The sequence below is a fragment of the Aeromonas sp. 600774 genome, from assembly GCF_049175075.1.
GTDB lineage: Bacteria > Pseudomonadota > Gammaproteobacteria > Enterobacterales > Aeromonadaceae > Aeromonas > Aeromonas veronii_A.
Genome location: NZ_JAAKUJ010000012.1, coordinates 25,059 through 48,026 on the forward strand (window position 1 = coordinate 25,059; position 22,968 = coordinate 48,026).

At 60.9% G+C, this 22,968-nt stretch carries 18 protein-coding genes; 11 read left to right on the plus strand and 7 right to left on the minus strand.

Annotated elements, in window-relative coordinates; translation table 11 throughout:
- Window positions 1-80: 80 nt before the first annotated feature.
- Window positions 81-1,070, plus strand: a complete 990-nt coding sequence (locus G5171_RS13985) for a serine/threonine protein kinase (protein WP_040095068.1) — start codon at window positions 81-83, stop codon at window positions 1,068-1,070.
- 137 nt (window positions 1,071-1,207) lie between these two features.
- Window positions 1,208-1,816, plus strand: a complete 609-nt coding sequence (locus tag G5171_RS13990) for a thiol:disulfide interchange protein DsbA/DsbL (RefSeq protein WP_041209469.1) — start codon at window positions 1,208-1,210, stop codon at window positions 1,814-1,816.
- A gap of 71 nt (window positions 1,817-1,887) precedes the next feature.
- Here G5171_RS13990 and pncB read toward each other — a convergent pair whose 3' ends face one another.
- Together pncB and G5171_RS14000 are read right to left on the minus strand one after the other, a co-directional pair.
- A complete protein-coding gene (pncB, locus tag G5171_RS13995; RefSeq protein WP_005342020.1) occupies window positions 1,888-3,066 on the minus strand; it encodes a nicotinate phosphoribosyltransferase in 1,179 nt (392 codons plus the stop codon).
- A 101-nt stretch (window positions 3,067-3,167) separates the two neighbouring features.
- Window positions 3,168-3,803, minus strand: coding sequence for a nicotinamidase (locus G5171_RS14000; protein ID WP_005357452.1), 636 nt, complete (start codon window positions 3,801-3,803; stop codon window positions 3,168-3,170).
- Window positions 3,804-3,877: 74 nt separating this feature from the next.
- Between G5171_RS14000 and G5171_RS14005 the strand changes: the two genes are divergently transcribed.
- Together G5171_RS14005 and G5171_RS14010 are read left to right on the plus strand one after the other, a co-directional pair.
- A complete protein-coding gene (locus tag G5171_RS14005) occupies window positions 3,878-4,528 on the plus strand; it encodes an NUDIX hydrolase (protein ID WP_005339607.1) in 651 nt (216 codons plus the stop codon).
- The gene (locus G5171_RS14010; protein WP_421250932.1) at window positions 4,525-5,031 is read left to right on the plus strand and encodes a DUF523 domain-containing protein; all 507 of its coding nucleotides are present in this window, start codon (window positions 4,525-4,527) and stop codon (window positions 5,029-5,031) included. The genes G5171_RS14005 and G5171_RS14010 overlap by 4 nt, the downstream gene beginning before the upstream one ends.
- Here G5171_RS14010 and G5171_RS14015 read toward each other — a convergent pair.
- The 3 genes from G5171_RS14015 to G5171_RS14025 all read right to left on the minus strand — a co-directional run bounded on the left by G5171_RS14015 (window position 4,956) and on the right by G5171_RS14025 (window position 8,468).
- A complete protein-coding gene (locus tag G5171_RS14015; RefSeq protein WP_421260337.1) occupies window positions 4,956-5,921 on the minus strand; it encodes an acyltransferase in 966 nt (321 codons plus the stop codon). The two genes, G5171_RS14010 and G5171_RS14015, sit on opposite strands and share 76 nt — an antisense overlap.
- A gap of 6 nt (window positions 5,922-5,927) precedes the next feature.
- Window positions 5,928-6,827: an acyltransferase gene (locus G5171_RS14020; RefSeq protein WP_043851522.1), complete on the minus strand. Its 900-nt coding sequence runs from the start codon at window positions 6,825-6,827 to the stop codon at window positions 5,928-5,930.
- A gap of 126 nt (window positions 6,828-6,953) precedes the next feature.
- Window positions 6,954-8,468 carry a YifB family Mg chelatase-like AAA ATPase gene (locus G5171_RS14025; RefSeq protein WP_421260338.1) on the minus strand — a complete coding sequence of 505 codons (1,515 nt, stop codon included), beginning with the start codon at window positions 8,466-8,468 and terminating at the stop codon, window positions 6,954-6,956.
- A gap of 384 nt (window positions 8,469-8,852) precedes the next feature.
- Here G5171_RS14025 and ilvG point away from each other — a divergent pair, with 384 nt between their 5' ends.
- The 7 genes from ilvG to mgtA all read left to right on the plus strand — a co-directional run bounded on the left by ilvG (window position 8,853) and on the right by mgtA (window position 20,625).
- Window positions 8,853-10,499 carry an acetolactate synthase 2 catalytic subunit gene (gene ilvG / locus G5171_RS14030; protein WP_421260339.1) on the plus strand — a complete coding sequence of 549 codons (1,647 nt, stop codon included), beginning with the start codon at window positions 8,853-8,855 and terminating at the stop codon, window positions 10,497-10,499.
- Window positions 10,496-10,774, plus strand: coding sequence for an acetolactate synthase 2 small subunit (gene ilvM, locus G5171_RS14035; RefSeq protein ID WP_005342011.1), 279 nt, complete (start codon window positions 10,496-10,498; stop codon window positions 10,772-10,774). The genes ilvG and ilvM overlap by 4 nt, the downstream gene beginning before the upstream one ends.
- Before the next feature lie 12 nt (window positions 10,775-10,786).
- A complete protein-coding gene (locus G5171_RS14040; RefSeq protein WP_421223251.1) occupies window positions 10,787-11,731 on the plus strand; it encodes a branched-chain amino acid transaminase in 945 nt (314 codons plus the stop codon).
- Window positions 11,732-11,877: 146 nt separating this feature from the next.
- Window positions 11,878-13,719, plus strand: a complete 1,842-nt coding sequence (gene ilvD, locus G5171_RS14045; RefSeq protein WP_139741313.1) for a dihydroxy-acid dehydratase — start codon at window positions 11,878-11,880, stop codon at window positions 13,717-13,719.
- A gap of 3 nt (window positions 13,720-13,722) precedes the next feature.
- On the plus strand, window positions 13,723-15,243 hold the full coding sequence (gene ilvA / locus G5171_RS14050) for a threonine ammonia-lyase, biosynthetic (RefSeq protein ID WP_279465475.1): 1,521 nt from the start codon (window positions 13,723-13,725) through the stop codon (window positions 15,241-15,243).
- A 302-nt stretch (window positions 15,244-15,545) separates the two neighbouring features.
- Window positions 15,546-16,640 carry a porin OmpA gene (gene ompA, locus G5171_RS14055; protein ID WP_216979884.1) on the plus strand — a complete coding sequence of 365 codons (1,095 nt, stop codon included), beginning with the start codon at window positions 15,546-15,548 and terminating at the stop codon, window positions 16,638-16,640.
- Window positions 16,641-17,862: 1,222 nt separating this feature from the next.
- Window positions 17,863-20,625 carry a magnesium-translocating P-type ATPase gene (mgtA, locus tag G5171_RS14060; protein WP_236347826.1) on the plus strand — a complete coding sequence of 921 codons (2,763 nt, stop codon included), beginning with the start codon at window positions 17,863-17,865 and terminating at the stop codon, window positions 20,623-20,625.
- Between the two features lie 129 nt (window positions 20,626-20,754).
- Here the strand turns inward: mgtA and G5171_RS14065 are convergent, their stop codons facing one another.
- A complete protein-coding gene (locus tag G5171_RS14065; RefSeq protein ID WP_421260340.1) occupies window positions 20,755-21,864 on the minus strand; it encodes a YeeE/YedE thiosulfate transporter family protein in 1,110 nt (369 codons plus the stop codon).
- A gap of 129 nt (window positions 21,865-21,993) precedes the next feature.
- On the minus strand, window positions 21,994-22,917 hold the full coding sequence (rarD, locus tag G5171_RS14070) for an EamA family transporter RarD (RefSeq protein WP_005342001.1): 924 nt from the start codon (window positions 22,915-22,917) through the stop codon (window positions 21,994-21,996).
- Window positions 22,918-22,968 lie beyond the last annotated feature (51 nt).

Sequence of the window (22,968 nt, forward strand, 5' to 3'; positions counted from 1 at the left end):
GTGACACCAATCCGGTCACCAGCGAGCACGGCAATGGCGGTCAGTAGTGATAGAATGGGGCGCAACGGCGCCCCTTTCTTATGGTGGATGACATGCGTTTCAACTATTCCGACCTCAATCCCGACCTCATCATGGATGCGCTCGATCTCAGTGGCCTGCGACTCGACTCCGGCCTCATCGAGCTCAACAGCTACGAAAACCGGGTCTATCAGTTTCAGGATGAGGATCGTCGCCGCTATGTGGTGAAGTTCTACCGTCCCGGCCGCTGGAGCCGGGCCCAGATCCTCGAAGAGCACGAGTTTGCCACCCGTCTCGCAGAGGCTGAGATCCCGGTCGCCGCGCCGCTCGCCTTCGCGGGCGAGACCCTGCTGGAGCACGAGGGCTACCCCTTTGCCATCTGGCAGAGCGTCGGTGGCCGCCAGTTCGAGGTGGATAATCTCGACCAGCTTGAGTGGGTGGGGCGTTTCCTCGGTCGCATTCATCAGATCGGCGCCAGCAAGCCGTTTCACCATCGGGTGCGGCTCGATGTGGAGAGCATGCTGCATGAACCGCGTCAGCTGCTGGCGTCTGGCGAGTGGCTGCCAAGCGGGCTGGCGAAGCAATTCTTCGGGGTACTCGACGAGCTGATCAAGCATGTCAGCGACGCCATGACCCTGGATGTGGCGCAGATCTCCCTGCATGGCGATTGCCACCCGGGCAACATCCTCTGGCGCGATGGCCCCATGTTTGTCGACCTCGATGATTGCCGCACCGGCCCCGCGATTCAGGATCTCTGGATGATGCTGAGCGGCGAGCGCCACGAGCAGCAGATCCAGCTCGATACCCTGCTGGCGGGCTACGAGGAGTTTATGGAGTTCGACTCGCGGGAGCTGGCGCTGATCGAGCCGCTGCGGGCGATGCGCATCGTTCACTACATGGCCTGGCTGGCACGGCGCTGGGAAGATCCTGCCTTCCCCCGTCACTTCCCCTGGTTCAATACCGATCACTACTGGCGTCAACAGATAGCGACACTGCACGATCAGCTGGAGGCACTCAAGGCGCCACCGTTGAGCCTGATGCCAAACTGGTGAAATAGAAGGGATCTTGCGAGGAAAGCGGGACTCGATCTCCGGCCCTGACCATTGACGTCAGCATGGCGAAACAATAGGCTTGGCACTGCTTCGGTTCGCCGGGCGTGCCTCACAGTGATCCCTTAACAGGAAACATCATGAAAAAAATCCTATTTTTCCTTGCTGCCATGCTGATGATCCCCATGGTTCACGCCGCCCCCGAGTTCAAGGAAGGCGTCAACTACGATGTGGTGAAACAGACTGGTACCGCCCAGCCGGAAGTGATGGAGTTCTTCTCCTACTACTGCCCGCACTGCGCCACCTTTGAACCGATCGTCGAGCAGATGAAAGCCGAGCTGCCCAAGGGCGTCACCCTGAAGAAGAACCCGGTCGGTTTCCTCGGTCGTGAAATGGGCCCGGAGATGCAGCGTGCCTACGCCGTTGCCAGCCTGCTCAACGCCGAAGCCAAGCTGACCCCGGCCATCTTCAACAAGATCCATGTTCAGCGTCAGCCGCCGATGAGCCGCGATGACGTGAAGCAGCTATTCGTCGCTAACGGTGTACCGGCCGAAGAGTTTGACGGTGCCGTCGACAGCTTTGCCGTGTCCGGCATGGTCTCCCAGTTCGATCGCAACATGGAGAGCTACAACATCCGTGGCGTACCTGCCTTCCTGGTGAACGGCAAGTACATGATCAAGATTGAATCCATCTCCTCTCAGGAGCAGTTCAACCAGCTGGTGAAATTCCTGCTGGCCAAGAAAGACTGATACCCCTTGAGTCGATAAAAAGCCCGCCGGTGTGAACCGGCGGGCTTTTTGTTTTCTGGCGATTTCGAAGATCAGACCCCGACGTGGAACGCCTGTTTGAGGTTGCGGATAAACTCCGCATCCCGGCAGAGGGTCTTGCCCGGGCTGTCGGAGATCTTGGCAACCGGGCCGCCATTGCACTCGATCAGCTTGAAGACGATGTTCATCGGGCTGACACCGGGCAGATCGCAGGTGAGCTTGGTGCCGATGCCGAAGCTGGTGTTGATGCGGCCACGGAAGTGGCGGAACAGCTGCACCGCCTTGTCGAGGTTGAGCCCGTCGGAGAAGACCAGGGTCTTGTCGGTGGGGTCGATGCCGAGCCGCTGATAGTGGCTGATCGCCTTCTCGCCCCACACCACGGGATCGCCGGAGTCGTGACGCAAGCCCTGATAGCTGCTGGCCAGCTCGAAGTCGAAGTCCCGCAGGAAGGCATCCATGGTGATGCAGTCGGTCAGGGCGATGCCGAGATGGTCGGTGAACTCGTCCAGCCAGCTGGTGAGGGCAGCGCGCTGGCTGTGCTCCAGCGGGAAGCCGAGCTGCTGGTGCGCCTGGAACCACTCATGGGCCTGGGTGCCGACCGCGGGCAGCTTGTACTTCTGGGCCAGCATGTAGTTGCTGGTGCCGCGAAACGCCGGCAGCCGCTCCTTGAGGCGACCCACTACCGCATCCTGTACCGCGTGAGAGAAGCGGCGGCGGGTGCCGAAGTCGATGAGGTTAAACTCGCTCATCTCGTCGCTGCTCAGCTCCTTCTCCAGCTTGTCGATCTTCTGATCGAGCCGCTCCAGCGCGTGGCTGACGCCGAACTGGGGGTAGCGGAAGCGGTTGCGCATCTCGCTGATGATGGCGAGCACCGGGATCTCCCACAGGATCACATCCTGCCAGGGGCCCTCGACCCGCACATTGATGCGGCCATCCTGCTCGAACACCTTGAGCAGGGAGGCGTCGAGCGGCTTGCGGCGCAGGTGGTCGAGGTAGTCAGGGGTGAAGAAGGGACGCTCGGCCAGAAAATCGAGCTCTGGCCTGGTCAGTCGCAGGGAACCGGCGAGGCGCAGTTGCTCCTCGATCTGCCCCATCATGGGCAGCAGATCCTCTTCATTGCGGCTGTGAAACTCGGCCACCACCTCGGCATCCGGATAGCGATGGAACACCGCCTGCTGCATATGCAGCTTGTAGGCGTCGGTGTCGAGCAGGCTGGTGAGGATTGGGGGCATATCAGGCTCCTCGCAGACTGGTGAGCACGATGGAGCTCCCCTGCCGCATATGTAACGTGCAGGCGTCGGTGTCGAGCAGGCTGGTAAGAATCGGTGGCATATCAGGCGTCCAGCAGGCGTTGTACATCGATCAGGGTCTGGGCCAGTTCGGCGCCAGCCTCAATCATCTGGGTGTGGGCGCTGGCAACCGTCGCGGGGGCGATGCCACGGCAGGCATCGAGATGGACGATCACCCGGAAACCGGCGCGGCGCAGTTGCAGCACGCTGGTTTTGACACAGTAGTCGGTGGCGAGGCCGCCGACCAGTACGGTATCGACCTTGCGGGCTTGCAGGAATTCGATGAGTCCGGTGCTGCGCCGTTCGGCCAGGTCGTGGAAGCAGGTGCCGTAGGGATGGAGATCCGGTTCGACCCCCTTCCAGACGAAGAAGTCATAGTCGATGGGAGCGGGTAGGCCGTCGAGCAGCTCGAAGCCTTTGCTACCCGGTACGCAGTGCACCGGCCAGGTGAGGTCGGCGTTGGGCAGATCCAGCGGCAGCAGCATGCCGGCGGGGTCAGAAACGGCCCAGTCGGCATTGGCAGGGTGAGAGTCTTTGCTGCCGATCCGCAGCGTGGCGAGGGTGGCCTGAGCGTTGAGCGCAGCCACAATATCATCACCGCCCGCGACGGGCAGTTCGTTCGGGCAGAGGGGGGTAAAGCCCTTCTGCGCATCAATATCCAGGCTGGCGACGGTTCCCATGATTGGCTCCTGCACATACTATTCGTGTGATATTATCTACCAAACATTAATGGAAGGCGAGCAGGGCGATCGGCATGCTGAGAATGAGTCTGGATATGGTGGTGCTGCGGTTGCATGAGGAGCGGCTCGAGCTGCTGCTCGAGACCCGCGATCGCCCCCCCTTTGCCCACTGCTGGCAACTGCCGGCGCTGCGCATCGACGAGACCCGGGATCGGGATCTGGATGCCGCCCAGCGCCGTCTGCTGGCGGAGTGGGGGCTCGGTCACTGCTACAGCGAGCAGGTCTGCACCCTCGGCAATCTGGAGCGGGATCCCCGCGGCTGGTCCACGACCCTGGTCTATCTCTGTCTGGTCGATCCGGAAGTGGAGGCGATCCACGGTTGCTGGCATCCGCTCGCCAACCTGCCGGGGCTGAGCCTCGCCTTCGACCATGTCCAGCTTATCGCCAAGGGACTGGAGCGGCTGCGGATCAAGAGCCGTTACAGCACCCTGCCGCTGCAACTGCTGGGGCCCGAGTTCACCCTCTCCGAGGTGCAGCGCGCCTTCGAAATCATCCTGCAAACACCCATGAATACGGCGGCATTTCGCAAGCGGATCCATCGCGCCGACATTCTGGTGGATACCGGCCGCAAGCGCACCGGCAAACAGCGTCCTGCCATCCTCTACCGGCTGGAGAGCCCCTGCTGCGTGATGTTCGATCAGGTGATGCACGGAGCGGAAGCATGAGTAAGACCAGCGTGCACAAGGTGCTGGTGAGTGCCTGCCTGCTGGGTCAGCCGGTGCGTTACGACGGCCAGAGCAAGGGGATTGTCAGCGACTGGCTGAGTGCGCTGGGTGCCGAGGGGCGGGTGCTGGCCTTCTGCCCCGAAGTGGCGGGCGGTTTGCTGACCCCGCGCCCTCCTGCCGAGCGGCAGGGCGAGCGGGTAGTGACGGCGAGCGGGCTGGATGTGACTGCCGAGTTTGATCGCGGCGCCGCGCTGGCGTTGGCTATTTGTCAGACGCAGGGCATTCGCTTCGCCCTGCTGAAAGAGGGGAGCCCCTCATGTGGCAGCGGCCGTATCTATAACGGCCGCTTCGAAGGGGTCTCTGTGGCGGGCGAGGGCAAGACCACCGCCCTGCTGCGCCGCCACGGGATTGCTGTCTTTTCCGAAGATCAGTTGGCCGAGTTGGCTTCTGCGCTCTCTTTGGATTCCTCCCCGGATTTGGCGGCAACCGGCAGCGGCGTCTGACCGCTCTGCCACCCCTCCAGCACCTCGTCTTTCTCCTGCCAGCGCTGGTTTAGCCACTCCTGAAAACCGCGCTTGAACTGCTTGTCATTGAAGTAATCCCCAATGAGCGCCTCATCCACCGGCAGCTCTTCGATCCGCACCTGAATGCGTTTCACCCGCCCCATCAGGAAGTCCTTGAACGGGGTCTCGGCGTTGTCCGGATAGCGGATGGTGACGTTGATCAGGCTGTCGAACTGCTCGCCCATGGCTGCCAGCGTAAAGGCCAGTCCTGCCGCTTTGGGCGGCATCAGGTGGCGATAGCGGGAGCGGGCAGCATCCCGTTTCTGCTCGGTGAAGCGGGTCCCTTCCACGAAATTGATGACGGTAGTGGGGATATGGCGAAACTTCTCGCAGGCATTACGGGTTGTCTCGATATCCTTGCCGCGCAGGTGCGGGTTGCGCAGCAGGAATTCCCGTGAGTAGCGGCGCATAAAGGGCATATCGAGCCCCCAGCAGGCGAGCCCCAGCAGCGGGATGTAGATGAGCTCGTGCTTCATGAAGAACTTGGGCACCGGCAGCCGATCCCGGAACTGGTGGCCGAGCACCACGATGTCGGTCCAGCTCATGTGGTTGCTGATGATGAGATACCAGCCATCCTTGCGCAGCCTGGTGCAGTCCTCCACCTGCCAGTCGATGCGGGTGGTGAGGCGTATCACCAGCGCGTTGCAGGCCAGCCACAGGCGCATGAAGCGGTTGTTGAGGCGGCTGCAGGCGCGGCCAAAGGCTGGCACCGGCAGCAGCAGTTTGGCCAGCGAAACCAGCAGGATCAGGCTGGCGCACAAGGCGGTAAAGAGAATGGTCAGGCCGGCGCTGATGAGCAGCACCAGCGGGCCGGGAAGCATGGATAACATGAGTGTTTACTGCGCCTTGGTTGCCAGCAGCTGGTTCAGGGTCTGGTCCTTCTCGTGCCAGATCCCGTTCAGCCACTGCTGAAACTCTTGTTGGAACTCGGGGTCATTGAAGTAATCCCCCACCAGTTTGCGGTCGATCGGCAAATAGCGGATCTGAACCTTGATTTGCCCGACCCGGCCACACATGAAATCCCAGTAACTGGGAATGCCCTCCGGGTAGGCGATGGTGACATCTACCAGTTGATGCAACTGGTCACCCATGGCGGCCAGAGTAAAGGCGATGCCGCCTGCGCGCGGATGGAGCAGGTGACGATAGGGCGAACCCTGCTTCTGATGTTTGCCCTTGGTGAAGCGGGTGCCTTCGACGAAGTTCATCACACTCACTGGAATGTGGCGGAACCGGGCACAGGCTTTACGGGTTGTCTCTATGTCTTTTCCCTTCAGATGGGGATGCTTTTCCAGAAATTTCCTGGAATATCGCCGCATGAAGGGGAAGTCGAGCGCCCACCATGCCAGACCGAGAAAAGGTACCCAAATCAGCTCTTTCTTGAGGAAAAACTTCAGGAAGGGAATTTTTTGGTTAAAAACCCGCTGCAGTACCAGTATGTCGACCCAAGATTGATGGTTGGCAATCACCATATACCACTCATTCCGGCGCCCTTTGTCCACTCCGACCACATCGAAAGGGGTTCTGATGATGGTTTTCTGGATCAAATTGTTGAAACCGATCCAGCAGCTGGCACAGCCATCCAGCAGCCAGTTGCAGAGGGTACGCCACCCTTTGATGGGGAGCAGAAGTTTGAGCAGACCCAGCGAGAAGATGGGAACAAACCAGAAGAGGGTGTTGAAAAAATAGAGCAGGGTGGAGAGGCTGCCGCGCAGTCGCTCTATCAGCTTGTTGGGCATGAGTCGGGTCCGTCTTGCTGTCGATAAAGGGCCATCAAGTGGTCAGATCTGTGGCCATAATATCAGCCGTTGGCCCGTGAGACCATTCAGAGCAGTTATGGGGGCGGACTCACCCTTTCCCATCTGTCAGCTGCTGCGCAGTCGCGATAGCAGCCGATCCATGGCCCGGTAGCCGAGCGCCTCGATAAGATGCTCTTTGCCGATGGCGGGTTGTCCGGCCAGATCGGCGATGGTACGCGACACCCGCAGGATGCGGTGCCAGGCCCGGATACTGAGCCCCAGCTTCTGGATGGCACTCTCCAAAAATTCGGCATCTTGCGGTGATAGTCGGCAAATATCCTCTATCTCGCGGCTGTCAAGCAGGTTGTTGAGCTTGCCGCTTCGGCTCAGCATCCGCTCCCGTGCCGCCAGCACCCGATCACGGATCTGCCGGCTCGACTCCCCCCGCTCCGCCTTGCCGGTCAAGCTCCCCTTGGGCAGCAGCGGCACCTCCACCGTCAGGTCGAAGCGGTCGAGAAAGGGGCCGGAGAGCTTGCCGAGGTAGCGCAGGATCTGATCCGGGCTGGAGCGGGTCTGGCCGTCACCATAGTGGCCGCAGGGGCTGGGATTCATGGCGCCCACCAGCTGGAAGCGGGCGGGGAAATCCACCTGACGGGCGGCCCGGCTGATGGTGATGTGGCCCGTCTCCAGCGGCTCGCGCAGGGAGTCGAGCACCTTGCGCTCGAACTCGGGCAGCTCGTCGAGAAACAGCACTCCGTTGTGGGCCAGCGATATTTCGCCGGGTCTTGGGTGGCTGCCGCCTCCCACCAGCGCCACCGCCGAGGCACTGTGGTGCGGCGTGCGATAGGGCCTGTGATGCCAGTGACCAGCGCGCGGGGTGAGACCTCCGATGGAGTGGATGGCGGCGGTCTGCTGCGCCTCCTGCTCGCTGAGCGGTGGCAGAATGCCGGGCAGACGGCTGGCCAGCATGCTCTTGCCGGTGCCGGGCGGGCCGATGAACAACAGGTTGTGGCTGCCGGCGGCGGCGATCTCCAGCGCCCGTTTGGCCTGTGATTGGCCGATCACATCCTGCAGATCCGGTACATCGGGCAGGCTCTCCGCGCTTTGTTGATCCGGCAGTGGCAGCTCGTACTGGCCGGCCAGCCAAGCGGTGACGGCCAGCAGTTGGTGAGCGGTGCGCACCTCGGCATCCTGAATGAGGGACGCTTCGGGGCCGTTCTCCTGCGGCACCAGCAGGGTGCGCCCCGCATCGCGGCAGGCGAGTACGGCGGGCAGCACGCCGAGCACGGGGCGAATTTCGCCGGTCAGGGCCAACTCCCCTAAAAATTCGTGATCGAGCAGATATTTTGCCGGTATCTGCTTGGAAGCGGCGAGAATGCCGATAGCGATAGCCAGATCGAAGCGGCCTCCCTCCTTGGGCAGATCGGCGGGGGCCAGATTGACCGTGATGTGTTTGCTCGGGAACTCGAAATTGCCGTTGAGCAGGGCGCTGCGCACCCGATCCCGCGACTCCTTCACCGAGGTTTCCGGCAGGCCGACCATGTTGAAGGCGGGCAGGCCGTTGGAGAGGTGAACTTCCACTGTAACTTGCGGGGCCGCGATCCCGAGGCTGGCACGGCTATAAACCACAGCTAATGACATAAATCCCGTCCTTGAGTTGATATATGTTCTGACTAACTGCTTTTTGTTGGTTTTTTATTCCAGAGTTCTGGCTGGGGAATAGCCAAAATCAGTGGGTTGTCATAGAAAAAAGTCTTGCCCAATAAAAAACACCGTGCTAGTTCTAATAGCCATTCGCGGTAGAAACCGCCCCAATTTCACAGGATTTCCGGTTGTAACTATGAACATGGCCTCCCGTTTCGTCAGCATTATTGTGGTCCTAGTGGTGATTATTATCTCACCGCTCGGGGCTCGTTTAGCTGCACGGAACAAGGGATAGACCCACCACCGGACAGAACGAAACAAGCGACCCCCGAGCCTCACAGCCCGGGGGTTTTTTTTCGACCAAAGGACAGGATTTTCCACATGAACGGCGCGCAGTTTTTGGTACAGGCTCTCAAGAAACAGGGTGTGACCCAGGTGTTTGGTTACCCGGGCGGGGCCATCATGCCGGTCTACGATGCCCTGTATGACGGTGGTCTGGCCCATCAGCTCTGCCGCCACGAGCAGGGTGCCGCCATGGCCGCGGTCGGTTATGCCCGCGCCTCCGGTCAGGTGGGGGTCTGCATCGCTACTTCCGGCCCCGGCGCTACCAATCTGGTAACCGGTCTGGCGGAGGCGCTGCTCGATTCGGTGCCGCTGGTGGCCATCAGCGGTCAGGTGCCCTGTTCTGCCATCGGCACCGATGCGTTTCAGGAGGTCGACGTGCTCGGCATGTCCCTCTCCTGCACCAAGCACTCCTTCATGGTGACCGATGCCGCCGATCTGGGGCGGGTGTTGGCAGAGGCTTTCGCCATCGCCACCGAAGGGCGCCCCGGCCCTGTGCTGATCGATCTCCCCAAGGATGTACAGCTGGCTGCCGTGCCGCCCCAGAGCCCGCTGTTTGCGGTGGAAGAGCCGGAGGCGCTAATCCCCTCGGAGCTGACCGCCGCCCGCACCCTGCTGGCTGCCGCCGAGCGCCCGGTGCTTTACGTCGGTGGCGGGGTGGGCATGGCCAATGCCGAGCAGCAACTGCGCGACTTTGCCGCCGCAACCGGCATGCCTGCGGTCACCACCCTCAAGGGGATCGGCGCGCTCGACCCCGATAGCCCCGTTTACCTCGGCATGCTCGGCATGCACGGTACCAAGGCGGCCAACTATGCGGTGCAGCAGTGCGATCTGCTGCTGGTGGTGGGTGCCCGTTTCGACGACAGGGTGACCGGCAAGCTGGAGGAGTTTGCTCCCGAGGCCAAGGTGATCCATCTCGATGTGGACGCCGCCGAGTTCGGCAAGCGCCGCGCTGCCGAGGTGGGTATCACCCAGGATCTCAAACAGGTGCTGCCGCGCCTCGCCATGACTCTCGACATCGCCCCCTGGCGTGAACACTGCGCCGCCATGGCCCGCGAATATGCATTTCGCTACGACCACCCGGGTCAGGCCATCTACGCCCCGGCTCTGCTCAAGCAGCTCTCTGCCCGGCTGCCGGAGAGCAGCGTGGTGGCCTGCGATGTGGGTCAGCACCAGATGTGGGTGGCCCAGCACATGCGCTTCACCAGCCCGCGCAACCACCTCTCCAGCGCCGGTCTGGGTACCATGGGCTTTGGTCTGCCCGCCGCCATCGGGGCCAAGATGTCGCGCCCGGAGGATGAAGTGGTGCTGGTGAGCGGCGACGGCTCTTTCATGATGAACGTGCAGGAGCTTGGCACCATCCGCCGCGCCCAACTCAAGGTGAAGATGGTGCTGCTTGACAACCAGCGCCTCGGCATGGTGCGCCAGTGGCAGGAGCTATTCTTCGACGGCCGCTACAGCGAGACCATCCTTTCCGACAACCCCGATTTCGTCGCCCTGGCTGCTGCTTTCGGCATCCCCGGCGAAACCATCACATGCAAGGAGCAGATAGCCGGAGCCCTCGATCGCCTGCTGGCAAGCGAGAGTGCCTACCTGCTGCATGTGGCTATTTCAGAGGAAGAAAACGTCTGGCCCCTGGTTCCACCGGGAGTCGCCAACCACCAGATGATGGAGCAACGCCCATGAACCCGCACACCCTTGCCCAGCCAGCATTTGCACAACACACCCTGCATATCCACGCCCAGCCCAGACCCGAAGTGATGGAGCGGGTACTGCGGGTGGTGCGCCACCGCGGCTTCAATCTCTGCGCCTTGAATATGGAGCAGGATTGCCAACAGCTGCGGATCACGGTTACTGTCGAGTCGGTGCGTCCCATCCAGCAGTTGTGGAGCCAGCTGGTGAAGCTGGTGGACGTCTCCCGGGTCGATGCACTGGAACAGCAACCCCGGATCAGAGCTTAAGGAGCAAAGCCAATGTCACAGCCTTCCCAATCCGCCACTCACCCGCAATACATCTGGTTCAACGGCAAACTGGTGCCCTGGCAGGATGCCCAGGTACATGTGATGAGCCACGCCCTGCACTACGGCTCCTCGGTGTTCGAGGGTGTGCGTGCCTACGATACCCCCAAAGGCACCTGCATTTTCCGTTTGCAGGAGCACACCCGCCGCCTGTTCGACTCCGCCAAGATCTACTGGATGGACATCCCCTACAGCGAGTCCGACGTGAATGAAGCCTGCCGCACCGTGGTGCGCGAGAACGGCCTGAAGAGCGGCTACCTGCGCCCGCTGGCCTTTGTCGGCAACGTGGGGCTGGGGCTGCATCCACCGCTGGATGCCAAGGCCGACCTGATGGTGGCCGCCCTGCCGTGGGGCGCCTATCTGGGGGAAGAGGGGCTGAAGAACGGGGTGGATGTCTGCGTCACCTCCTGGAACCGACTCGCTCCCAACACTATTCCCACCGGCGCCAAGGCGGGCGGCAACTATTTGTCATCCCAGCTGATCAGCCGCGAGGCCAAGCGCAACGGCTTCGCCGAGGGGCTGGCACTGGATGTGAATGGCTACCTGAGCGAAGGGGCGGGGGAGAACCTGTTTCTGGTGAAGAACGGCGTGCTGTTCACCCCGCCCGCTACCGCTGCCATCCTGCCCGGCATCACCCGCGACACCATCATGACGCTGGCCCGCGATCTCGGTTACGAGGTGCGCGAGCAGGCGCTGCCTCGTGAAGCGCTCTATGTCGCAGACGAGATCTTCATGACTGGCACGGCGGCCGAGGTGACCCCGGTGCGCTCCGTTGATCGAATGAAGGTGGGTGCTGGCAGCCGTGGCCCGGTGACCGAGCAGCTGCAGAACGCCTTCTTCGGCCTGTTCAATGGCCAGACCGAGGACAAGTGGGGTTGGCTGACGCCCGTCAACGACTGATGAGAGAGGGGAGGCGCTGTGCCTCCCCGAGTCGCTTCCGGTGAGGGCTCTGCGCTGTGCCCTCACCAGGATCGATTCCCGATCCGAGAGTCACTTTTTCATTTTCAAAGATAATGAGCCCGCTGGGCATTCAGGGAGTAGAGACAATGCCGAAGTTGAGATCCGCCACCACCACCCACGGACGTAACATGGCCGGGGCCCGCGCCCTGTGGCGTGCCACCGGAATGACCGATCAGGATTTCGGCAAACCCATCATCGCCGTGGTCAACTCCTTCACCCAGTTCGTGCCGGGCCACGTCCACCTCAAGGATCTGGGCCAACTGGTGGCGCGGGAGATCGAGGCCGCAGGCGGGGTGGCCAAGGAGTTCAACACTATCGCCGTGGATGACGGCATCGCCATGGGCCACGGCGGCATGCTCTATTCCCTGCCATCCCGGGAGCTGATTGCCGATTCGGTGGAGTACATGGTCAACGCCCACTGCGCCGACGCCATGGTCTGTATCTCCAACTGCGACAAGATCACCCCGGGGATGCTGATGGCCGCCCTGCGCATCAACATTCCGGTGATCTTCGTCTCCGGCGGCCCGATGGAAGCGGGCAAGACCAAGCTCTCCGACCAGATCATCAAGCTGGATCTGGTGGACGCCATGATCCAGGGCGCCGATCCCAAGGTCTCCGACGCCCAGAGCGAACAGGTGGAGCGCAGTGCCTGCCCCACCTGTGGCTCCTGCTCCGGCATGTTTACCGCCAACTCCATGAACTGTCTGACCGAGGCGCTCGGCCTTTCCCAGCCGGGCAACGGCTCCATGCTGGCAACCCACGCCGATCGCGAGCAGCTGTTCAAGCTGGCGGGCCAGCGCATCGTGACGCTGGCCAAGCGCTGGTATGAGCAGGACGATGCTTCGGCACTGCCGCGCAATATCGCCACCAAGGCGGCGTTCGAGAACGCCATGGCGCTCGACATCGCCATGGGTGGCTCCACCAATACCGTGCTGCACCTGCTGGCAGCGGCGCAGGAGGCGGGCGTCGACTTCACCATGGCCGATATTGACCGCATGTCGCGCAAGGTGCCACAGCTCTGCAAGGTGGCGCCCTCCACTCAGAAGTACCATATGGAAGATGTGCACCGCGCCGGTGGCGTGGTCGCCATTCTGGGCCAGCTGGAAAAAGCGGGTCTGGTGCATGGGGATACTCGCACCGTGCTGGGTTGCTCTCTTGTCGAACAGCTCAATGAATATGACGTCAGCCGCCAGCCGAGTCAGGAGGTGGTGGACTTCTACCGCGCCGGCCCTGCCGGTATCCGCACCACCAAGGCGTTCAGTCAGGATTGTCGCTGGCCAGAGCTGGATCTGGACAGAGCCGAAGGGTGCATCCGCTCGCTGGATAACGCCTACAGCCAGGAGGGCGGCCTTGCCGTGCTTTCCGGCAACCTCGCGGTCAACGGCGCCATCGTAAAGACCGCCGGGGTGGATGAGGAGAACCTCACCTTCCGTGGTCCGGCCCGGGTGTTCGAGAGTCAGGAGAGCGCGGTGAGCGGCATCCTCGACGGCACCGTGAAAGCGGGCGAGGTTGTGGTGATCCGCTACGAAGGGCCGAAAGGGGGCCCAGGCATGCAGGAGATGCTCTACCCCACCACCTATCTGAAATCCATGGGATTGGGCAAGGCGTGCGCCCTGATCACCGATGGCCGCTTCTCCGGCGGCACCTCGGGCCTCTCTATCGGCCACGTCTCGCCGGAAGCCGCTTCTGGCGGCACCATAGGTTTGGTGGAGGATGGCGACATCATCAGCATCAATATCCCGGCCCGCAGCATGGTGCTGGAGGTGGCCGACAGCGTGCTGGCTGCCCGCCGTGTTGCCGTTGAAGCCCGTGGCTGGAAGCCGCTCGATCGTCAGCGTCAGGTCTCCTTTGCCCTGCGCGCCTACGCCATGTTCGCCACCAGCGCTGATAAAGGCGCGGTGCGTGATCGCTCAATGCTGGGGGAATAAATCATGGTCTCTGCGGCGGATTATCTACGCAAGGTGTTGCTCTCCCCCGTCTACGAGGCGGCGCGGGTCACCCCCTTGCAAACCCTGAAGAAACTCTCCGAGCGGCTCGGCAACCACGTCAGCCTGAAGCGGGAGGATCTGCAACCAGTCCACTCCTTCAAGCTGCGCGGTGCCTACCACAAGATCGCCACCCTGACCGAGGAGCAGAAAGCGCGCGGCGTCATCGCCGCCTCTGCAGGTAACCACGCGCAGGGGGTCGCCCTGTCGGCCGCCAAGCTCGGTATCAAGGCGATCATCGTGATGCCCAAGACTACGCCGGACATCAAGATCGATGCGGTGCGCCGGCAGGGCGGCAACGTCATGCTGTTCGGCAACAGCTTCGACGAGGCCTACGGCGAGAGTCGCCGCCTCGCCGAGCTGGAGGGCTACACCCTGATCCCGCCGTTTGACGACGTCGAGGTGATCGCCGGGCAGGGCACCATCGGCAAGGAGCTGCTGGAGCAGGATACCCACCTCACCCACGTGTTCGTGCCGGTGGGCGGCGGCGGGTTGGCCGCCGGGGTGGCGGTCTATATCAAGCAACTGCTGCCGGATGTGAAGGTGATCGGGGTGGAGGCGGAGGGTTCCGCTTGTCTCAAGGCTGCCATGGCGGCCGGTGAACCGGTCAATCTGGAGCGGGTCTCGCTGTTTGCGGACGGGGTGGCGGTCAAGCGCATCGGCGAGGAGACCTTCCGCCTTTGCAATCAGTATCTGGACGAGGTGGTGACCGTTTCCAACGACCAGATCTGCGCCGCGCTGAAAGACATCTTCGACGACTGCCGTGCCATCGCCGAGCCGTCGGGGGCCCTGTCGCTGGCGGGCCTCAAGGCCTACAGCGAGCGGGAGCAGGTCAGGGGTGGCCGGATGGCGGCCATTCTGTCCGGTGCCAACGTCAACTTCCACAGCCTGCGCTACGTGTCGGAGCGCTGCGAGATTGGCGAGAAGCGCGAGGGCATGCTGGCGGTGACCATCCCCGAGCGCAAAGGGGCCTTCCTCGACTTCTGCCGTCAACTCGGGCCGCGCATGGTGACCGAGTTCAACTATCGCTACGCCGATGCCGAGCAGGCGTCGCTGTTCGTCTCGGTGCGCCTCACCGGTGGTGACGAGGAGCTCAGTCAGATCATCGATCAGCTCGGCGGCAACGGCTACCCGGTGGTCAACATGACCGAAAGCGAGCTGGCCAAGAACCACGTGCGCTACATGATTGGCGGCCGCCCGGCCCGGCCCCTCGGCGAACGTCTCTACAGCTTCAAGTTTCCGGAGCAACCGGGCGCCCTGATGCGCTTTCTGGAGACCCTCGGCTGTCGCTGGAACATCAGCCTGTTCCACTACCGCAACCACGGTGCCGACTACGGCCGGGTGCTCTGCGCCTTCGAGCTGCCGGACGAGGACGTAGCAGCCTTCCACGACTACCTGCACGAGATTGGCTACGGCTGGAAAGAGGTGAGCGACGACCCCGCCTACCGGCTGTTCCTGGCCAGTTGAGCAAGAGGGTTGCTACGACCAGTCCAGAGGGAGGTGCCATGCCTCCCTTTTTTATATGTCGGGCGTAGAGAAGTTATTGCAGGGTAACCCCTGCCCATGGTTTTACTGACAAAACAATGTGAACCGCTGTGCTGGCGATTTTTACGCCGGATATTGCAGGCAAGCTCACACTCCTGATGGGCTGGTCATTTGAGGCTGCCTTCGGATGGGATACCCTGATCGGCGGAGAGGCCGCCTGACGGCTTCACACAGGGAGAGTGCGCACTCAGGCGCCCATAACGACTTATTGCAGAGGCAAAAATATGAATAAATCCATGCTTGCCGTGTTGGTCAGCGGTTTGCTGGCGGCCGGCGCCGTTCACGCCGCCGCTCAGGACAATACCTGGTATGTCGGTGGCAAGGCCGGTTGGTCCAACTATTACGGTGTTGATCATAACCAGTATGCCGAGTCGATAGCCCAGACGCTGGGCAATACCAGCGAGAACACGGACGATCTGGGACTGGGTCTGTTTGCCGGTTATCAGCTCAACCCCAATCTGGGTTTCGAGTTGGGTTATGACTGGCTTGGCAAATACGATACGACCTCGGGTACCGGCGCCAATACCCTCAACACCGAAGCCAAGAGCCAGATGATTCAGGCCACCATGAAGATCAGCTTCCCGGCAACGAATGTGCTCGATCTTTATGGCCGACTGGGCGGTGCTTATGCCTGGACTGAAAGTGAACTCAGCTTCGCCAATGTCAGCGAGACCGGTAAAAAGCATGGTGCCGCCTTTGTCGGGGCGCTGGGTGCCGAATACGCCATCGATCGTGACTGGGCCGCCCGTCTGGAGTACCAGTACACCACGCCGCTGGGGGATGCCTCTCTCGATCGCTCCGGCATCGAGCTGGATAACGGCCTGATCTCGTTCGGCATGCTCTATCGTTTCGGTCAGCAAGGGGGTGAGGTTGCTGTGCCGGCGCCCGCTCCGGCTGCTGAACCGGCTCCGGCTGTGGTGGTGGAACCCAAGACCTTCAGCCTGAGTTCCGATGTGCTGTTCGAGTTCAACAAAGCGACCCTGAAACCGGCTGCCAATCAGGCGCTCGATACCCTGTTCGGCCAGATTGTGGCGGCCAATCCGAAAGATGGTGTCGCAACTGTCATCGGTTATACCGACCGTATCGGCTCCGACAACTACAACCTGGCTCTTTCCGAGAAGCGGGCCCAGAGCGTGGCCAGCTATCTGGTATCCAAAGGTTTGTATGCCGACAAGGTGCGGGTCGAGGGGCGTGGCAAGGCCAATCCGGTCACTGGCAGCAGCTGTGCCAGCAGCTCCAAGCAGGAGCTGATCGCCTGTCTGGCTCCGGATCGTCGGGTTGAAATCCATCTGGAAGGGGTTTCCCAGCCGGCGCAGTGATGCTGTGGCAGAGATGGGATTCGAGAAGAACGGGAGGCCAGGCCTCCCGTTTTCTATGGTCAGCGTGATCGGATGGTGGTGGCGCAGACCTGGGTTGCCAACATCATGAGCTATCGAATCTTTTCCTAATAGGAATAGTTATTATATTTCCAAGAAATTACAGGATAAAAAAATAGAATTAAACTTTGCGCCTGAAGATCCTTTTGGTTAGAATCTCTGCGTGTTATCAATAGACAGGTAAATATTATGGACTGCGACAGTTGTAGCCGATTGCAAATCGCGATGCGGGTTTACCAGAGCTGAGGCCGAATATTTTATCTTCTCTCTCACTCTGATTGCTCGAATCACAAGCATAGAGTGCAGCATCTATATGAGTCAGCATCGACTCTCACAACCTCTTCATCCCGCCTTCATCAGGGATTTCGGTTGTAAATCTGGATCGTTCCGCTCATCTGCGAGCCATGCGCGCCTCGCGACCCCTGCAATTGAACGCTTCATCACATACTCCCGGTGCCCGTCAGGGCCGTCACAGCGTTGGAACCATGTATCTGTGTCGTGGTCGGGAAGGGATCAAGCGTAAAATAACAAGATGGATAATTTCATATTGAAAACTATTTCGTTTTCGATAGGACAGGTTTCAAATTAAAATAATTGACGTGATTGATTAATATAATTCGGTCGTAACAAGGGTTGCATCGAAATATTTCCATGGGCGTGGTTTTCTCCGATATACGTACCCGCCAGAAATCACTGATACTATTTCCTGTCCGCATCCCGTTATTTCAAGCTGTCGTAATCCTTATTTTCTTTATGGATGTATGCCGCTCTGGTTGCGGGATCACCGTATTGGTAGGTCGATAATGCAGACCCATGGCCATGCTTGCCAACGACAGTGTGTATCGCTGTCTATGGTATGTCCGGCCCTATCTCCACCCCACTCGGAGGATATCGTATGACCGAAGAGCCCAAACCTCGACCCTCGGGGTCCATACCTCTCCACGCCTGACCCCCCTGCGGGTAACAGGATATGGAGTCCTGACCCCTGATCTGACCCGACTATGCCAGTGAGCGCGACGGCAGACGTTTGTCTGACGGGCAGCCCCGTGCACGCCAGTTGATCGTGCCGGCAACGCATCGGGTTTACTGCCTTCGATATCAGTACTGACGCCAGGCCTGGCCCGCGACAGGGCCCTGCTGCAAGCGAAAATCAGGATTTAAAGTTATGAAGCAACAACATACTGCCAGCCGGCACAAGCAACAGGGGTTCGTCGCCCCGGGCCGTGCCAATGAGAAGCTCTCCTCTCGGGTGCTCGACGAGGCCGACAAGTCTCTCGAATACACCCTTACTGCCGTGCGCGGCAATATTGATGGCCTTACCGCGACCGAGGCTGCCAACCGTCTGGTCCAGTTTGGCCCCAACGAGGTGACCCACGACAAGCCGCCCCATCCATTGATCCAGCTGCTGCAGGCGTTCAAAAACCCGTTTGTGATGGTCTTGATGGTGCTTGGGCTGGTCAGTTATGTGATGGACGTGCTGATGGCCGAGCCGGGTGATGAGGACTGGGTCAAGGTGATCATCCTCGGTGTCATGGTGGGCCTGAGCGGTCTGCTGCGCTTCTGGCAGGAGTACCGTTCGGCCAAGGCGGCCGAGGCGCTCAAGTCACTGGTGCGCAACACTGCCACTGTACAGCGTCGTCCCTCGCCGGGCGCTACCCCCCAGCGCAAGGAAGTGGCAATGACCGAGCTGGTGGCCGGAGACATAGTGCACTTGCAGGCGGGAGACATGATCCCCGCCGACATCAAGCTGATTGAATCCCGCGATCTCTTCATCAGCCAGGCGGTGCTGACCGGTGAAGCACTGCCGGTGGAGAAGTATGACACTCTGGGAGCTGTGGCCGAGAAGTCGGCAGACGGCAACAGCACAGGGGACGTGGGGTTGCTCGATCAGCCCAACATCTGCTTCATGGGCACCAACGTGGTGAGCGGTACAGCCAAGGCTGTGGTCGTGGCCACCGGCAGCGACACCTACTTCGGTTCGCTGGCCCGCAACGTGGTGAGCCACAAGCGCATCGAGACCAGTTTCGATCGCGGCGTCAACAGCGTCACCAGGCTGCTTATTCGTTTCATGCTGGTGATGGTACCCATCGTCTTTATGCTGAGTGGTATCAGCAGTGGTGACTGGATGTCTGCACTCACCTTCGCGCTGGCGGTGGCGGTGGGGCTCACCCCCGAGATGCTGCCGATGATCGTTTCTGCCAACCTGGCGCGGGGGGCGGTGGCCATGGCCAAGCGCAAGGTAGTGGTCAAGCGTCTCAACTCGGTGCAAAACTTCGGTGCCATGGACGTGCTCTGCACCGACAAGACCGGCACCCTGACCCAGGACAAGATCATCCTCGAGCACCACTACGACGTGCGTGGCAACCGGGACGACCGGATCCTGCAGTTGGCCTGGCTCAACAGTTATCATCAGAGCGGCATGAAGAATCTGATGGACATCGCCGTGATCGAGCACGCCGATGCACTGGGGGCTGGCTGCAAGCCGGCGGGTTACAGCAAGGTGGATGAGTTGCCGTTCGACTTCGTGCGCCGGCGCCTGTCGGTGATCGTACAGGATGAGCGTGGCCAGCAGCTGATGGTTTCCAAGGGGGCGGTCGAGGAGATGCTCTCCGTCTCCAGCCACATTGATGATGGCAAGCAGATCCGAGAGCTGGATGAGATTGAGCGCCGTACCTTGCTGCGTCGCAGTGAAGAGTACAACGCCGACGGTTATCGGGTGTTGATCGTGGCTACCCGAGAGATCCCGGCTGCCGAGTGCAAGCAGAGCTATCGCACCAGTGACGAGGTCAATCTGGTGGTGCGCGGTTTCCTCACCTTCTTCGATCCGCCCAAGGATTCAGCCGCACCGGCCATTCGTGCGCTGAACGACTATGGCGTAGCGGTAAAGGTACTGACCGGCGATAACCCTATCATTACCAGCAAGGTGTGTCGTGATGTTGGTCTGGAGCCCGGTGTACCGCTGCTCGGCAAGGATATCGAAGGAATGGATGACGTGGCGCTGTGCGAGGTGGTCAAGCAGACCACCATCTTCGCCAAGCTCACCCCGCTGCAGAAGTCGCGGGTGGTGAAGGCGCTGCAGGCCAACGGCAACACCGTCGGTTTCCTCGGTGACGGCATCAACGATGCACCGGCGCTGCGGGATGCGGACGTGGGGATCTCGGTGGACAGCGGTGCCGATATCGCCAAGGAGACCGCCGACATCATCCTGCTGGAGAAGAGTCTGATGGTGCTGGAGGAGGGGGTGATCAAGGGGCGCGAGACTTTTGGCAATATCCTCAAGTACCTCAACATGACCGCCAGCTCCAACTTCGGCAACGTCTTCTCGGTGCTGGTGGCCTCCGCCTGGCTGCCATGGGCACCCATGCTGGCGATGCAGATGTTGATCCAGAACCTGGTGTATGACGTCTCCCAGATGCTGCTGCCCTGGGACAAGATGGATCCCGAGTTCCTCAAGCGGCCGCGCAAGTGGGAGGCGAGCAACATAAAGCGCTTCATGCTGTGGCTCGGCCCGACCTCGTCGGTGTTCGATATCAGCACCTACTGCCTGATGTGGTTCGTGTTCGGCGCCGGCGCTCTCTATGCCACTGCCAACGGCAGCATGGATCCGCTGGTCAACGGTCAGGCCATCATGAACTCCGGCTGGTTCATCGAGGGACTGGTGTCGCAGACCCTGGTGGTGCACATGTTACGTACCCGCAAGATCCCGTTCCTGCAGAGTACCGCTACCCTGCCGGTGCTGCTCTCCACCTCCATCGCTATCGCCATCGGCTGCTACCTGCCGTTCTCGCCGGTGGCGGAGCACTTCGGCTTCATCACCCTGGATGGGCCCAAGTACTTCATGTGGCTGGTGATTACCATGCTGGCCTACATGGGGCTGACCCAGACCATCAAGAGCATCTACATCAAGCGCCACGGCCAGTGGTTCTGATGCGGATCTAGTGGAAGCGCCGGTATGATAGCGGCGCGACAGAAAAAAGAGAGCCAGCCCGCACAAGCGGACTGGCTCTCTCTATTTGGTGTGACCTGACTCCCTTGTTGGAGAGTACCGGTCTGTGGCTTATAGCTTGAACAGCGGGCGCAGGCGGATGCCGATCAGGCTGCCGGCGAGGGCCATCAGCATCCAGACCCAGCCGTGCAGGCTGCCTGAGGCGGTACCGTCGAAGAAGCCGCCGAGGTTGCAGGCGCTGTACATGGCGCCCATCCCCATCAGCAGGCCGCCGATGATGGAGGCCAGGCTGTTGCCGAGCCGCATCGGGGCGAAGGTGCCGCCACCGCTGATGCAGCGCGCCAGCATGGCCCCCAGAATGCCGAGCCAGAACATGCCAACCATGGGGTTGATGAAGAGCGGTTGGGCCAGCTTGGGGTGGCCCTCGAACAGGCCGAACAGGGAGGCACCGCGCAGCGCCATGTCATAGACGGCGCCGGTGATGGTCCAGGCCGAGCCGTGCAGGGCGACGACAGTGGAGTTGAGTATGGCGATGATGATGCCGCCGGTCAGCACGGTGAAGCGGCCGTCGCGCCAGAACAGGTTGCCGCCGCTGAAGAGGGGCTTGAGCTCGCCGGTACGTTTTAGCTCGCTGTTGCGAAACAGCAGGAACAGCGCGGCGACCAGCGCCAGGTTGAGCAGCATGCCGCTCCAGATATTGCCAGTCAGGTCTTTTGCCAGCACCACATGGCTGGAGAAGGTGGCCTCCAGTTCGGGGCGGAACTGGTTGCTGATCAGGGTGCCGATGCCGTAGCAGAGCAGCACCAGCCAGAAGCGGGGTTGCCCCTCGCCGCAGCAGTAAAGGGTGCCGGTGGCGCAGACGCCCGCCAGCTGCATGCCGATGCCGAACAGGAAGGCACCGACGATGAAGGAAATGCCGATGGCCATCACGTTGCCCACCATGGCGTCGCCAAACAGGGCGTGGCTAAAGGAAAGGAAGCAGGTGAACAATAGAATTTCGATGGCGATGGTGAGCAGGTGAACCCGCACATAGTAGCTGTTGCGCTTGGTCAGCATCTCGCGCCAACCGAATACGATACCGAAGCGGCTGAAGGAGAGGGTGAAGCCGAAGCCGAATCCGATCAGGGCCATCAAAGCCCATTTCATACCAAAGGTGTTGCCGAGCCAGAGTAACGCTCCCCCCGCGATTGCCACGATGGGGAGCGACCATTTTCGATTCATGCCTGTTGATCCTTATAGCTGGATGGAGAATAGGGAGTGCGGATCCTATTCCCACATTGAGTCCAAGGCTACCGGTTTAACAGGCCAGGAGGCGAGAAAATGGCATATCGCTTATGACTACTTTGTTATCTACGGATTTGATTTTGAAAGCTTTATATTGCTCGTTGCAGCGGGGCGCTTGCCGTTACGCAGCCCATCGAGCGTGAAGATCAGCAGTGCGCTCCAGATACAGGCGAAAGTGAGAGCCTTGTCCATTGCCAGCTCCTCGCCGTAGAGAGTGACCGCGAGGATGAACATCAGGCTGGGGCCTATGTACTGGAAGAAGCCCAGGGTGGATAGCTTGAGCCGGGTCGCAGCGGCGGTGAAACAGAGCAGGGGGGCTGTGGTGACGGCGCCTGCAGCGATCAGCAGCAGGTTGAGGTGCCAGTCATTCTGGGTGAGGTGGCTGGTGGGGCTGTCGGCAAATCCCCACAGATAGATGGCTGCCGGTGGCAGCATGATCATGGTTTCGATCAGCAGGCCGGTAAGTGCATCGAGGGCCAGCTTTTTGCGCACCAGACCATAGATGGCGAAGCTCGACGCCAGCACCAGTGCAATCCAGGGCAGGGAGCCAAAGGCGATGAGCTGGATCGCCACTCCGGCAAAGGCCAGCGCCACCGCCCACCACTGCAGCCGGCGCAGTTTCTCGCTCAGAAACACCATCCCCAGCAGCACGTTGAACAGCGGGTTGATGTAGTAGCCGAGGCTGGCATCCAGCATGTGCCCGTTGTTGATGGCCCAGATAAACAGCAGCCAGTTGCCGCCAACGGTGACCGAGGTAAACGCCAGGGTGAGCAGCACTTTTGGCTGACGCAGCACGGCCTGCACCTTGTGCCACTGGCGGCCTGCCAGGGTGAGCACCATCAGCAGCACGCAGGACCAGATCATCCTGTGGGTCAGAATTTCGGCAGCCGGGACGGCAGAGATGGTTTTGAAATAGATGGGGGCTATGCCCCAAAGGGTATAGGCGCACAGGGCGTAGATGACGCCCTGGCGCTGGATCTGTTGCGGCATGCGGATGACCTTTACTGATGCGTTGGATGCGGGAAAACATCGCAAAAAATC